Source organism: Paenibacillus macquariensis (assembly GCF_900156375.1).
GTDB lineage: Bacteria > Bacillota > Bacilli > Paenibacillales > Paenibacillaceae > Paenibacillus_AQ > Paenibacillus_AQ macquariensis.
Genome location: NZ_FTNK01000001.1, coordinates 372,775 through 387,480 on the forward strand (window position 1 = coordinate 372,775; position 14,706 = coordinate 387,480).

Sequence of the window (14,706 nt, forward strand, 5' to 3'; positions counted from 1 at the left end):
CTCATCATATTCTAATAGACGCATAAAAACACAAAAAGTTGCTACACAGCAGAAAATAGGAAGGCTCCCAAACCCAGAGTAGCCTTCCTATAATTGCATATTCGAGTTATGCTTTTTTCCAACCTACGGTATATAGATCATTTATCGTCACTGGTAAAGAACCTTCTGCCTCTTGTAAACCCATCAGAACAGAAGCCAATGATTGTATCATTATTGATGTATTATCATAACAACATAGGTATGCAGGGACGTTCTCAATTTCATTAATATCATACGGATTGCGTGTTGCCGTTACGACAAAACGAGTATGTTCTTGCTCTAACAAGCGGTTTACGATATCGCTTTGTCCGATTGGAAGCACACCTCCAGCGGTATACGTTGCCATAACGATCTGAGAATATCCCTTGGCAGTACTCACAGCGTTCTCAATCTCAGCCTCGGATGGTTCTGAACAAATCCTTAACTCCTTCAATTCAGACACCTGACCTTGAAGCGCCATCCCTAATGTTAGTAAGCGGTTCCAACGTTCATCCATTTGATTCTCTAATGATACCTCAGGCCAAATGACCAGCAATGATTCATCGGATTTCAATGGCAATTGACCTTCATCTTTAACAAGAGTAATACTCTTACAAGCAATTTCAGTCAATAAGCTCTTCGTTTGTTCATCTTCGCTACTGATTACACCTAATTGTTGCGCACGTCTGTGTTTCACTTCCAAAATTCTTTTTACGGAATCATCTATGATACTTTCTGAAATTCTACCGCTTTCAACAGCTTCTTTCACAGCAGAAATAGCTTCGATCTGTGAACTTAAGTTATGTGAGACCAAGATACAATCTGCACCAGCCAATACGGCTTGCACTGCCCCTTCTGCTATTCCAACATTTCTAGAAATGGCATGCATCTCTAAACAATCCGTCATTATAATTCCTTCGAATCCCATTTCTACACGAAGTAAATCATTTAGAACGGCAGATGACAACGTAGCAGGAATATCATTAGGTTCAATCGCTGAGAAAATAACATGAGCTGTCATAATAGCATCAATACCTGACTCTATTGCTTTTACGAAAGGTAACAATTCTACCTCTTTAAGTCTAGTAATATCATGTGCTACAACGGCGAGTCCGTGATGTGAATCCACGTCTGTATCTCCATGCCCTGGAAAGTGTTTACCCACTGCAGAGAGCCCCAGATCCTGATAAGCATTTACTACTGCTACACCATGTTCACTTACTTTCTCTGCTCGCTCACCAAATGAACGTACGCCAATAATCGGATTCTTAGCATTATTGTTTACATCCAGACTAGGTGCTAAGTTCATATTTATTCCTAAAGATAATAATTGCGAAGCATTCAATTGTGCAGCTTTATATGTATATTCGGTATTATCCGCAGCTCCTAAGGCCATATTCCCTGGAATAAGATCAATACCATCCACATCAATACGAGCTACCATGCCTCCCTCTTGATCCGTAGAAATCCATAATGGAGGAAGACCTTCATTAGCAGCAATTTCTTGAAGAGCGATAGACAAGTCAGCTACTTGCTTAACATCATTAATGTTTCTGCGGAAGTAAATAATACCGCCAACATGATAGTCTGTAATTAGCGTCTTCGCATGATCATTAAGCCCCTTCGTTGCAAAGCCACACATAAACATTTGACCTATTTTTTGTTCTAATGACATCTTGAGAATACTCATCGTTTATCAAATCCTTTCATAAATGACGCATCGTTGTAAAAAGGGGTTTTACTTTAGATATGTAACACATATGAGTAAGTCTAGTTGAACAAATCTAATTATGTACGTAACGTGGAAGTTTTTCAATTATAAATTTAAAAAGAAGGCACGATTTCAAATGAAAAAGTGCCCTCAATTTAATTTACTGTAACTACTAATTATTACGGCCCTTTTCAATAAGTTGATAGGCACGTTGTACTTCCTCATCAGAAGGAGATGGAACCCCTTCAAGCGGATAGTCTATTCCTAATGATTTCCACTTATAAATTCCCATCTGATGATAAGGTAAGATTTCGAACTTCTCTACACCATTTAATGTACCAATAAACTCACCTAAATGGACAAGGTCTTCTTCAAGATCATGAATGCCTGGTACATAAACATGTCGAATCCACATCTTGTGACCATGTTCTGATAACCATTCCGCTGTTTTGAGCGTTCGCTCATTACTTTTCGCGGTTAGTTTGATATGCTTCTCGTCATCAATATGCTTGATATCTAACAGCACCAAATCCGTAACATCCAATAATTCTTTAATTTTATCCGCATCATTGAAGCCGTTACTATCTAATGTCGTATGAAGATTCCAACGACGCTTGACTTCTCTAAATAATTCGGCAACAAATTTAGCTTGTAAACTAGGCTCTCCTCCTGAGACCGTAAGGCCGCCTCCAGAGGAACGGTAGTAATTAATATATGGCTCAATCTCTGACAGCACATCTTCAACTGTCATTTCTTTGCCCTCATTCAGCTCCCATGTATCGGGATTGTGACAGTATTGACACCGCATCAGGCAACCCTGCATGAATAGGACAAAGCGGATTCCTGGACCGTCAACCGTTCCAAAGGTCTCCAAAGAATGAACATGTCCTTTGATCATATGAAGTCACCCTTTCTGTATCCGCTGACTTAAAAGTATAGTAAATATTACCCGTTACCTCTTACATCGAACCGTGGAATGTACGATTGATAACATCCAATTGCTGTTCACGAGACAATTTAATGAAGTTAACCGCATATCCCGAGACACGAATAGTCAACTGCGGATATTCTTCAGGGTGATCCATGGCATCAATTAATTGTTCACGATTGAATACATTGACGTTCAAATGGTGAGCACCACTACCAAAGTAGCCATCCATCATAGATACGAGATTAGATTTACGCGTTTCTTCCTCTTTACCCAATGCTTTAGGAACGATTGAGAATGTATTAGAAATACCATCTAGGCTGTCTTCATATGGGAGTTTGGCAACAGAACTTAGTGAAGCCAGCGCACCCTTCTTATCTCGTCCATGCATAGGGTTAGCACCTGGTGCAAACGGTTCGCCTGCTTTACGTCCATCTGGTGTAGTACCTGTCTTTTTACCATATACAACGTTAGATGTAATCGTCAATATGGATTGCGTAGGTAAAGCATTACGATAAGTCTTGTTCTTTCGAAGCATACCCATGAACGTTTCTACAAGTTCTACGGCAATGCTATCAACGCGATCATCATTGTTTCCGTAGCAAGGATATTCCCCTTCAATAATGAAATCAATTGCGATTCCCTTCTCGTTACGGATCGGTTTAACAGTTGCATATTTGATAGCACTAAGTGAGTCAGCTGCGACAGACAATCCAGCAATTCCGCAAGCCATCGTGCGCAGAATATCACGGTCATGTAGCGCCATTTCAATTCTTTCGTACGCATACTTATCATGCATATAATGGATGACGTTAAGAGAGTTCATATACAGCTTAGACAACCATTGCATCATAGGTTTGAAACGTTTCATCACTTCGTCGTAGTCCAGAACATCTGCCGTAATAGCTGGATATTCAGGTCCTACTTGCGCTCCTGATTTCTCATCTATCCCACCATTGATTGCGTACAACATACATTTCGCAAGGTTAGCACGAGCACCAAAGAACTGCATTTGTTTACCAATACGCATAGCGGATACACAACAAGCAATACCATAGTCATCGCCGTAAATCGGACGCATAAGATCATCATTCTCATATTGAATCGCACTTGTTTCAATAGATACTTTAGAACAATATTTCTTAAATGCCTCTGGAAGTTGTTCTGACCACAATACTGTCAAGTTAGGTTCAGGAGCTGCACCTAAGTTATATAACGTATGAAGGAAACGGAAACTACTCTTCGTTACACGTGTCTGCCCATTAACGGACATTCCCCCAATGGATTCTGTAACCCAAGTAGGATCTCCACTGAACAATTCATTATAATCTGGTGTACGAAGGAATTTAACCATACGCAATTTCATAACAAAATGATCAACCATTTCTTGTGCTTGTTCTTCTGTCAACGTACCTTCAGCTACATCACGTTGTACATAGATATCAAGGAATGAAGAGACGCGTCCAAGGGACATAGCCGCACCATTTTGTTCTTTAATTGCAGCCAAGTATCCGAAATACAGCCATTGAAATGCTTCTTTAGCCGTCTTAGCCGGTTCTGAAATATCAAAACCATGCATTTCAGCCATTTTCTTCAGTTCAGCAAGAGCACGTATTTGTTCCGACAGTTCTTCGCGTAATCGAATAACATCTTCGTCAATAACATCAACTTCCAGGTCATTCAATTCATTCTTCTTATCCTTAACCAAGAAATTAATACCATATAGTGCAACACGTCGATAATCGCCAATGATCCGACCACGACCATATGCATCAGGAAGTCCTGTAATGATACCCGCTTTACGAGCTGCTCTCATATCTGATGTATATGCATCAAATACACCTTGGTTATGGGTCTTACGGATATTACTATATATTTCAATGACTTCTTCATTTAGTTTGAAACCATATTCTTCACACGCATCAATGACCATACGAATGCCGCCCAATGGTTGAATGGAACGTTTGAACGGTGCATCTGTTTGTACGCCAACGATTTGTTCTTTATCTTTATCAAGATATCCTGGATTATGGGAGACAATCGTAGCTGGTGTATTCACATCAACATCTAACACGCCACCGTTTTCTCTCTCTTGTTTCGTTAAATCCGATACAATTTTCCACAAGTCAGTTGTGTTCTGTGTTGGACCAACTAAGAAAGCTTCATCGCCTACATAAGGAGTAATGTTGTTGATAATAAAGTCATTTACATTAACCTTTCTTGCCCACTTACCTTTCTGAAACCCTCTCCAACCTGACTGTACATCTTTCATTTCTTTTTCTGTAACCGACATATTAATCCCTCCATCTATATATTTATATTGGTATTAGAGATCATGAGTTTGAAGGTATCTCAGGTCTCTTTGGATCATAGAACTGATAGAACATTGTAACTTTTTTCACATCTGATTCTGCGGTATCGTCACGATAGAAGTCATTACCCTCGGGCCTCTATCTACAATCAATCTTACGTTGAATCCTGTAAAATAACTGTGACAAATATCACTTTCAAGGTGATATTTGTCACTCCGTTCTCAAGTAAATTGAATGATTAAACTTTATTCAAATCTGCCGTAGAACGCATCTCTATATACATCTGCCAGTTCTGTAACTAAAGGAAGTTTAGGATTCGCTGTTGTACATTGATCTTCAAATGCACGATCTGCCAAGTAGTCAACGCCTGATTCGAATTCCTTAGGATCAAAGCCAAGTTGTTGGAACGTTTCCTCAATACCCAACGTTTTGTTCATCTTACGAATCGCGTTGATCAAGCTATTTACACCTTCTTCAGTCGTACGTGCAGGCAATCCAAGAATGCGAGCAATTTCAGCATAACGTTCATCAGCTACAAAGTGCGAATATTTAGGGAACGAAGCAAATTTCGTTGGTTTCTTCGCATTGTAACGAATAACGTGAGGCAATAGAATTGCATTCGTACGACCATGAGCTGTGTGGTATTTACCGCCCCATTTGTGAGCTAAGCTGTGGTTAATGCCCAAGAATGCGTTAGCAAACGCCATACCCGCAATGGTTGATGCATTATGCATTTTCTCACGAGCCAATTTATCGCCTTCCAATGCCGACTTCTCAAGATATTCGAACACCAATTGGATCGCTTTAATCGCAAGTCCGTCAGTGAAATCATTGGCCATAACAGATACATACGCTTCAATGGCATGTGTCAGTACGTCCATACCTGTGTCAGCTACAGCCACACGTGGTAGAGAGTACACGAATTCAGGGTCAACAATCGCAACGTCTGGTGTTAACTCATAATCTGCTAATGGATATTTGGTATTTCCTTGATTCTTATCCGTAATGACTGCAAAAGAAGTCACTTCCGAACCCGTACCCGATGTTGTAGGGATAGCTACAAATTTAGCCTTTTGACCTAGACGTGGATATTTGTAAATCCGTTTACGGATATCCATGAATTTCTGTTTCAATCCGTTGAAGTCTGTATCTGGATACTCATAGAACAACCACATCGCTTTGGCTGCATCCATTGGTGATCCACCACCAAGCGCGATAATACAGTCAGGTTTGAATCTATTCATCATTGCTGTACCACGGTCTACTGTATCTGTCGATGGATCAGGCTCTACTTCTGAGAACACTTCAATGGCAACCGGTGTCTGACGTTGACGAAGGTAATGCTCTACTTTATCAACGTATCCTAATTTCACCATCATAGGATCTGTAATAATAGCTACACGAGTGATGTCAGGCATTTTAGCAAGATATTGAGTTGCGCCTTTTTCAAAATAAATTTTGTTTGGAATTTTGAACCATTGCATATTCACGGTACGACGCGCCACCCTTTTCACATTGACTAAGTTGACTGCGCCCACGTTGGTAGAAACCGAGTTACGACCATAAGATCCACAACCAAGTGTCAATGATGGTAAATTTGTATTATAGATATCCCCAATAGCTCCGTGTGTCGAAGGAGAATTCACAATGATTCTTCCTGTTTGCAGGCGTTCAGAGAACTTCATGATAACTTCTTCATTATTCGAGTGAATGACCGATGAGTGACCCATACCACCAAATTCAACAATTTCAGCTGCACGAGCGATACCTTGTTCAGCGTTCTTCACTTTATAGCACGCTAGAACAGGACTCAATTTCTCAGCAGATAACGGATATTTCGGACCTACACCTTCAATTTCAGCGACTAGAATCTTCGTTCCCGCTGGAACGGTTATGCCTGACATTTCAGCAATCTTCAATGCGGATTGACCCACAATGGCTGGATTCACTGCACATTTCTCAACGTTCATAGCGCCTGCTGTCAATTTAGCAGCTTCTTCTTTGTTCACAAAGTAGCAACCATTCGCGATCATTTTCTTCTTCACTTGATCAAAAATAGGTTCTTCAATAATAACCGCTTGTTCAGAAGCACAAATCATACCATTATCAAACGATTTAGAAAGAATAAGATCGGTTACCGCTTGATCAATATCGGCACTTTTTTCAATAAAACAAGGAACGTTACCAGGTCCTACACCAAGTGCAGGCTTACCGCAGCTATATGCTGCTTTAACCATTGCGGATCCACCTGTTGCTAAAATAAGCGCGATACCAGGATGATTCATTAGAACGTTTGTTTTATCCATTGTAGGTTCTTCTATCCATTGAATACAGTTAGCTGGTGCACCGTGCTTCACAGCAGCTTCTACAAGAATTCTAGCCGCTTCGCTACTACACTTTTGTGCAGATGGATGAAAACCAAAAATGATTGGGTTACGCGTCTTAATGGAAATGAGTGCTTTAAACATCGTAGTTGAAGTAGGGTTAGTTACCGGTGTAATCCCCATAATTGTACCGACTGGCTCAGCTATTTTTTGGAAGTTTTCATATTCATTATCTTCGATCACGCCCACAGTTTTATCATACTTAATGCTGTGGTAAATATACTCCGTTGAGAACATATTCTTCGTGATCTTATCTTCATAAACACCTCTGCCTGTCTCCTCAACTGCTAACTTTGCAAGGTACATATGTTGATCTAAACCCGCAAGTGCCATAGCTTGAACAATATTGTCAATTTGTTCTTGATTCATTTCCATGAATGCTGCTTGAGCGATATTAGCTTTGTCAATCAAGGACTGAATGTATTCCTCTGCTCCTTGTTTCTTCTCCTGGACTACTTCGTTTTTAACTGCCATTTCTCTCAGCTCCCCTGTCAATATTTGTTTTCCTATTTCTTGGATTAATCATAACACATTCATTAAGTGATTAATAGTGAAAAGTTTCACAATCTTTATATTTTTTTTGTTTTATTTACAAAAGCGTTTTCATTTATATTTAATCTTTAAAGATATAGATTATTAATAAGGGCTCCCCTTTTCTTCGTTTCAACATAAAATCAACCTTAAAAAGTGAAATTTATCACAAAGTTTTTAAATTTGCCACTTATAGACGCTTTTAATCTCCCACAAATGTGATTTTTAACGGTATAATTAGTTTAAAATTTACCGAAAATTAAAGATAAGGGGATAACGATCATGAGTGAAAATCTAAATGTTATCGAGGCCCATGGAAATACAAGTTGCTTTTCCGAATCAAACTTTAACCATCTACTAGTAAGTATGAAGGACCGTATTGTTCCAGAAGGGTCACATCTCTTTTGGGAAGGCGATTTATCTGATAAGTTATACTATATTAAACGCGGACGCGTAAAACTAACCAAATCTACAGACGAAGGTAAGGAACTCATCCTATATATGTATCAAGCAGGTGATATGGTAGGCCAGGCAGATCCATTCTTTAGCACCAAACATAGCTTTAATGCTGAAGTTCTAGAAGAAAGCGAAATTGGTGTCATCGAACATAAAGATTTAGAAATATTGATCTGTCAGCATTGTGAATTTGCGATTGATTTCATGAAATGGATGGGTATTCACCATCGTCTAACACAAACTAAATTCCGTGATTTGATGTTGTATGGTAAACCAGGTGCTCTTTGCTCCACGTTAATCCGACTAGGTAACACTTATGGTGAGCCACAAGGAGATAACATTCTAATAAACAAAAAGATTACCCATACTGATTTATCCAACATGATTGGTGCTACTCGTGAAAGTGTCAATCGCATGCTTAGTGATCTTCGGAAAAAGGATGCTGTTGAATATGATAGCGGAATGATTGTAATTAAAAATATCTCCATGCTTCAAGAAATCTGCCACTGTGAGTTTTGCCCAAATGAAATTTGCCGGGTCTAGTCTTGTTCATACTAAAATAACATAAGGAGCCATATCGGATATTCGATATGGCTCCTTATTTACTCTAATAAATTAAATTAATTGTTAACAATCTCATGTAAGCACATTGCACTGATTATGTTTTATTTCTTATTTTTCGAACTGGAGAAATAACCCAGTATGCCATACCAACGAACAGACCTCCCCCAACAATATTACCTAAAGTAACCGGGATCATATTATGTAACCATCCAGCAACAGATATGGTTTCTGGGTGATTCGGTAGTAACGTAGCAATACTTAATAACGTCATATTAGCCACACTATGCTCATAACCACTCGCAATAAATGCAAATAGACACCACCAGATAAGGATTAATTTAGCGACTTCCTCCTTGGCCCGCATGGACATCCAAATAGCTAGACATACCAACCAGTTACAAAGAATACCTCGAAAAAACAGTTCCATTATAGGTAGGTGCATCTTTTTAGCTGCTGCCGCAAAGAGAAGATGCTCAGCAGGTATCCCCTTGAACAGACCCGCGCCTAGAATTAATAAGCTAAGTACAATAGCTCCAAGTACGTTACCTATAAAAACAATACTCCAGTTCTTAAGTGTATCTTTTACTGTCGTTCTCCCTGCTAATGTACTCATTGTAAAAAACATATTATTACCCGTAAATAGCTCTGAACCTGCAAATATAACTAACGTGAGTGCGATTCCAAAAGATCCTCCCATAATGAGAGATTGAAATGGTGACTTTATTGCGGCTAAAGGGGCACCTAATGTGAATATTAAGATAATCCCAATTCCCACATAGGCACCCGCTAAGGCAGCAGCAATCGTATAGCGAATTAGACTTTCGTTCATCTTTTCCTTTTTTTTAACTGCAGAATCTACTATTGTCTCTACACTTTGTGTATACAAGTGGCCACCTCCTGAAATGATCTGATTCGTTATTTCTTGTTATCATGGCTAGAATGTTATGCATACAAACCAACTTGAATTTCTTCGTTCTTCACAATAACAGGATATGTTGCGACTTGCCCTGTATCTGGTGCTTGCACTGCTCCACTCGTTAGATCAATCTTCCAGTCATATAGGGGATCATAGATATAATGTTCAGATACGATGGCTTCGGCCAATGGCCCTCCCTTAGGATGTGGAGACTTGTTCTCCAATGCGTATACGTTCCCATCCGTAGTGCGGAATATAGCGATCTCATGACCTTCAATAATAACCACTCGTCCTACCTGTACTAAACACTCATCAATCGAACCAATAGAATAATAATTTGTTGTCATTTCCATTTGAACTCTTCCCCTTTCCATTCAACACACTATTGAGTTATTCCACTAAAATGGCAGATTTACTATCTTCATACAAGGCTGTACGCGTTTTGCCATCATTTAGCATCTTTCTCCAAGGATCTTCAACCTGTTGCAGGGCAATTTCAATTCGATCAACGAGTTCTTTACGGTTATCCAGATTATCCAATATCGCAGATTGAATCTGTGTAAGACCTATCCGTTCTACCCATTCCGAAGTTCTCTCTAAATATTTGCCTGTTTCACGATAATACTGCATAATTGCTCCACAAATCTCTATCAACTCTTCATCCGTTTTAACTTTACAGAAGCTATCAGCAATACGAGGCTTAATCCCACCATTACCTCCGATAAAGATTTCCCAGCCTCCATCATTTCCAACGATACCAATATCCTTGGTACATGCTTCAGCACAGTTCCGTGGACAACCATTCACAGCATATTTAAATTTGGCAGGTAAATCGAGACGCTCAAATTTACGTTCTAAGAGTTCTCCCATTGCCATGGAATCTTGTGTACCAAATCGACAGAACTGAGAACCCACACATGTTTTGACCGTACGTAACGATTTAGCATACGCATAACCTGAAGGCATATTAAGTTCTTCCCATACTTTAGGAATATCTCCCTTTGCCACTCCAATCATAGCTAGCCTTTGTCCACCTGTCACCTTAACGACCTTAACATCATATTTCAAGGAAACTTCAGCTATCTTTTTAAGATCTTCTGGTGTTGTAATGCCACCATACATCCGGGGAACAACTGTATAGGTCCCGTCTTTTTGAATATTTGCATTCATTCGTTCGTTAACAAAACGCGATTCCTTCTCATCTTCATAACTCTCTGGATAAATCATACCCAAGTAGTAGTTGATTGCTGGACGGCATTTCGAGCAGCCTTCCGCATTACTCCAACCAAGTACATTCATTACTTCACGTGTCGTTGTCATACCTTTGGCCGTAATCTCTGCTACTACTTCATCCCTATCAAGCGATGTACACCCACAAATCCCTTGTTTCGATGCAACCTTGAAGCCATCGCCAAGAACGTACTGCAATATTTGCTCAACAACGGGTTTACATCCTCCACACGAACGGGTTGCACCAGTACATGCTTTTATTTCATCTACCGTCGTTAACCCCTGATCTGTAATGACATCTACAATTGTTTTCTTAGTTATCCCATTACATCCACACACGATCTCATCATCAGCCATCGTTTCTACAGAGGATTGTTTCTTAGCCCCACCACCACAGCATCCTGTTCCCATCACTGTATTATAAATATCATCTGTCATTTCGGATTGTTGCTTAATCAACTTCTGCAGATTGGAAGACTCTGTTACATCTCCGAATAATACAGCTCCTACAATGACATTGTCACGAAGAAGTACTTTCTTATAGGTTCTTTTCCACTCATCTTTGGCAGAAATTACGGTGTGTTCCGGTCCTTCGACAAACTCACCTGCTGAGAATACATCAACTCCAGAAATTTTGAGCTTGGTTGCCACAATAGAACCTTCATAAGGTAATGTGTCTACTCCACAAATATGTTTAGCCAACACATGTCCTTGTTCAAATAACGGAGCTACGAGTCCATAGCACACTCCCCGATGTTGTGTACACTCACCGACAGAATATACATCTTCAAATGAAGTACGCATATAATCATCTACAACAATACCTCTTTCTACTTCCATACCACTATCTTTCGCAAGCCCTATGTTTGGTTTAATACCAACAGCCATTACAACAAGCTCTGCATCTAATACGCTACCGTCGCTAAACCTTAGTCCACTTACTCGGTTTTCTCCAATTAGTTCAGAGGTTTGTCTTCCCATAGCGAATTTAATGCCTTGACGTTCCAATTCCGCTTGTAACATGGACGAAGCGCTGTGATCTAGTTGACGTTCCATAATGTCATCCATCAAATGGACCACTGTTACATCCATGCCCAAATTCACGAGTCCTTTAGCAGCTTCTAATCCTAACAATCCTCCACCGATGACCACAGCTTTATTATATTTCTGAGAAGCGTCTAACATTTGGTTACAGTCGCTAATATCTCTAAAACCAACTACTCCTTCCTTATCGCTACCAGGAATCGGCAGAATAAATGGATTAGATCCTGTCGCTATAATGATCTTATCGTAGCCTTCTGTCACACCATTATCCGTAGTGACTTGCTTGTTTACCGCATCAATACGCTTCACCGTTGTTGTCGTATGCAACGTGATTCGATTGTCTTTATACCAGCTCCAGTCGTTCAAGACAATGTCATCGACCGTCTTGCTACCTTCCAGAACATAGGAGAGCATGATGCGATTATAGTTAGGATGTGGTTCACTACCAAATACCGTAATATCAAATGAATCACTTAGTTTCAAAATTTGCTCAACGGTACTTATTCCTGCCATACCATTCCCAATAACTACAAGCTTTTCTCTTTTTGGTGTTTGCATTCTAGAAAACCTCCTTCTGTGCCTTGCTTTATAAAATCAGTATAGCATCCTCACATACCTATAATGTGATTTCATTCACATTATTTGTGAATGAAATCACAAATAAGTTCACAATTTTGTATAAAAAGTGAACACTCCATGCTGATATTCTTTCCATATGTTGCAGCGTGGTTAGAACTTCCCTGAAATTCAATACTGTTTTAGGGATTCCCAACATAACCTAAGGTTAAAATCTGACGAGGATGTGTTTTCATGAACGATACTCAACCTCTTTCTCGACATCTTGAAAAGCCTAACTTTCTAGTATTTCTCGTAGATGAAGAACGGTATCCTCCCCTTTATGAGAATGCTGAAATAAAAGAATGGCGCAAACAAAACCTTATTACACAAGAACTTTTAAAGTCACATAGCATTGAATTCCACAGTCATTATGTTGGGAGCACTGCATGTAGCCCTAGTCGAGCTACCCTATTCACCGGTCATTATCCGTCGCTTCATGGCGTTAGCCAGACAACCGGAATCGCCAAGGAACCCTTCGACTCTGATATGTTATGGTTAGATCGAAACACAGTTCCTACGATGGGCCATTATTTTCGCGCAGCTGGATACCAGACTTACTACAAAGGGAAATGGCATATATCCTTTGAAGATATTATCATTCCGGGGGCACATAAAAGCCTTTCTAGTTATAATCCATCGACAGGAGTACCAGATAAAAAAAGAGGACAATTATATAGTCATGCCGATCGCTTAGACAATTTTGGCTTTTCCGGTTGGATCGGTCCAGAGCCTCATGGCAAGGACCCCAGAAATTCTGGTTCCTCCGCTTCTAATCCCGTAAGTGGTAGAGACGAAGTATATGCTGCAGAAGTCGTTGAACTCATCGAATCACTTGATCGCCAGAATACTCTTGATACGAATTCCAAACCTTGGTGTATGGTTGCTTCATTTGTGAACCCTCACGATATTGTGTTATATGGCGCTCTGACGTCCCATCTGCCAACATTTCGGTTTGAAGTAGAACCCATGCCAGATGTCGCTCCTCCTCCAACCATACATGAACCCCTAATCACGAAACCACGCTGTCAAGCAAGCTATCGGGATATCTATCCAAGAGCTCTACAGCCCATTATCGATCAGTCATTTTACCGTAAGCTTTACTACCAATTGCAAAAAAATGCCGATCAGCAAATGTTTAAGGTATTCGAGGCGCTTACCCGGTCCTCTTTCTATGATAATACGATTGTTATTTTCACATCTGATCATGGGGATTTATTAGGTGCTCATGGTAACCTTCATCAGAAATTTTACTGTGCCTACGAAGAGGCTCTACACGTTCCTTTCGTCATTCATCAAAAGCATCTTTTCCCGCAGCATAATCATTCTCATTCACTTACAAGCCATGTGGACCTCCTGCCTACCATGCTCGGACTTGCAAATATTAATATAGCAGACATTCAGAAGCACTTAAAAAGTGACTTCAGCGAAGTCCATCCCTTCGTGGGACGCGACCTCTCTCCTCTTATCTTAAGACAGAATCCATCTGCAATAGCCGATGAAACGATCTACTTCATGACCGACGACGATGTTACCCGAGGTCAACATCAAGTAAACCCGCTGGGAGAAGCGTATCCATCTGTTATTCAGCCTAACCACGTCGAATCCATCATCACGAACCTCCATATGAACGGCAGAAAAGAATTGTGGAAGTTCTCACGCTATTTCGATAACGTTCAATTCTGGAGTCATCCTGGGATAGAAGATGAAACTGTCAGGCCTATCGATCCAACATCTCACGGTCGCGATACCCTTTGGGTCACGCAAGTCAAAACGCAACCGGTTCGTGATGAATATGAACTATATAATTTAACCGATGATCCTTTAGAAACACGCAACCTTTCACATCATGCATTTGCAACGCAGCATACCAGAAGCATTCAACAATGGATGATGCGACTACTGGAAGAACAGCGAAAACAAAAGCGCTTATATCCCGTCAAATCCGACGCATAATGGATACTTATTGCACTACTTCAGCCATTCAGGGAAGTACT

At 40.1% G+C, this 14,706-nt stretch carries 9 protein-coding genes; 2 read left to right on the plus strand and 7 right to left on the minus strand.

What is annotated here, in order from left to right; all coding sequences use genetic code 11:
• Nucleotides 1-106: 106 nt before the first annotated feature.
• From BW961_RS01760 to adhE, 4 genes are all read right to left on the minus strand, one after another.
• On the minus strand, nucleotides 107-1,708 hold the full coding sequence (locus BW961_RS01760; protein ID WP_068589774.1) for a glycoside hydrolase family 3 protein: 1,602 nt from the start codon (nucleotides 1,706-1,708) through the stop codon (nucleotides 107-109).
• Nucleotides 1,709-1,901: 193 nt separating this feature from the next.
• Nucleotides 1,902-2,627, minus strand: a complete 726-nt coding sequence (gene pflA / locus BW961_RS01765; RefSeq protein ID WP_068589772.1) for a pyruvate formate-lyase-activating protein — start codon at nucleotides 2,625-2,627, stop codon at nucleotides 1,902-1,904.
• Between the two features lie 61 nt (nucleotides 2,628-2,688).
• Nucleotides 2,689-4,950, minus strand: a complete 2,262-nt coding sequence (gene pflB, locus BW961_RS01770; protein WP_068589770.1) for a formate C-acetyltransferase — start codon at nucleotides 4,948-4,950, stop codon at nucleotides 2,689-2,691.
• Nucleotides 4,951-5,214: 264 nt separating this feature from the next.
• A complete protein-coding gene (adhE, locus tag BW961_RS01775; RefSeq protein ID WP_068589768.1) occupies nucleotides 5,215-7,827 on the minus strand; it encodes a bifunctional acetaldehyde-CoA/alcohol dehydrogenase in 2,613 nt (870 codons plus the stop codon).
• Between the two features lie 339 nt (nucleotides 7,828-8,166).
• Here adhE and BW961_RS01780 point away from each other — a divergent pair, with 339 nt between their 5' ends.
• The gene (locus BW961_RS01780; protein WP_068589767.1) at nucleotides 8,167-8,883 is read left to right on the plus strand and encodes a Crp/Fnr family transcriptional regulator; all 717 of its coding nucleotides are present in this window, start codon (nucleotides 8,167-8,169) and stop codon (nucleotides 8,881-8,883) included.
• Nucleotides 8,884-8,998: 115 nt separating this feature from the next.
• Here BW961_RS01780 and BW961_RS01785 read toward each other — a convergent pair whose 3' ends face one another.
• From BW961_RS01785 to nirB, 3 genes are read right to left on the minus strand one after another with little or no spacing between them, the layout of a single operon-like run.
• The gene (locus tag BW961_RS01785; RefSeq protein WP_068589765.1) at nucleotides 8,999-9,790 is read right to left on the minus strand and encodes a formate/nitrite transporter family protein; all 792 of its coding nucleotides are present in this window, start codon (nucleotides 9,788-9,790) and stop codon (nucleotides 8,999-9,001) included.
• Between the two features lie 56 nt (nucleotides 9,791-9,846).
• A complete protein-coding gene (gene nirD, locus BW961_RS01790) occupies nucleotides 9,847-10,173 on the minus strand; it encodes a nitrite reductase small subunit NirD (RefSeq protein WP_068589763.1) in 327 nt (108 codons plus the stop codon).
• Nucleotides 10,174-10,210: 37 nt separating this feature from the next.
• Nucleotides 10,211-12,652 (minus strand): nitrite reductase large subunit NirB, encoded by a 2,442-nt coding sequence (nirB, locus tag BW961_RS01795; RefSeq protein WP_068589761.1) that lies wholly within the window; start codon nucleotides 12,650-12,652, stop codon nucleotides 10,211-10,213.
• 252 nt (nucleotides 12,653-12,904) lie between these two features.
• Between nirB and BW961_RS01800 the strand changes: the two genes are divergently transcribed.
• Nucleotides 12,905-14,665 carry a sulfatase family protein gene (locus BW961_RS01800; RefSeq protein WP_068589759.1) on the plus strand — a complete coding sequence of 587 codons (1,761 nt, stop codon included), beginning with the start codon at nucleotides 12,905-12,907 and terminating at the stop codon, nucleotides 14,663-14,665.
• The last annotated feature ends 41 nt before the right edge of the window (nucleotides 14,666-14,706 follow it).

Excerpts from the sequence above, each read along its gene's own strand:
- BW961_RS01760 (WP_068589774.1), bottom strand. The coding sequence starts at position 1,708 with ATGAGTATTCTCAAGATGTCATTAGAACAAAAAATAGGTCAAATGTTT.
- pflA (WP_068589772.1), bottom strand. The coding sequence starts at position 2,627 with ATGATCAAAGGACATGTTCATTCTTTGGAGACCTTTGGAACGGTTGAC.
- pflB (WP_068589770.1), bottom strand. The coding sequence starts at position 4,950 with ATGTCGGTTACAGAAAAAGAAATGAAAGATGTACAGTCAGGTTGGAGA.
- adhE (WP_068589768.1), bottom strand. The coding sequence starts at position 7,827 with ATGGCAGTTAAAAACGAAGTAGTCCAGGAGAAGAAACAAGGAGCAGAG.
- BW961_RS01780 (WP_068589767.1), top strand. The coding sequence starts at position 8,167 with ATGAGTGAAAATCTAAATGTTATCGAGGCCCATGGAAATACAAGTTGC.
- nirD (WP_068589763.1), bottom strand. The coding sequence starts at position 10,173 with ATGGAAATGACAACAAATTATTATTCTATTGGTTCGATTGATGAGTGT.
- nirB (WP_068589761.1), bottom strand. The coding sequence starts at position 12,652 with ATGCAAACACCAAAAAGAGAAAAGCTTGTAGTTATTGGGAATGGTATG.
- BW961_RS01800 (WP_068589759.1), top strand. The coding sequence starts at position 12,905 with ATGAACGATACTCAACCTCTTTCTCGACATCTTGAAAAGCCTAACTTT.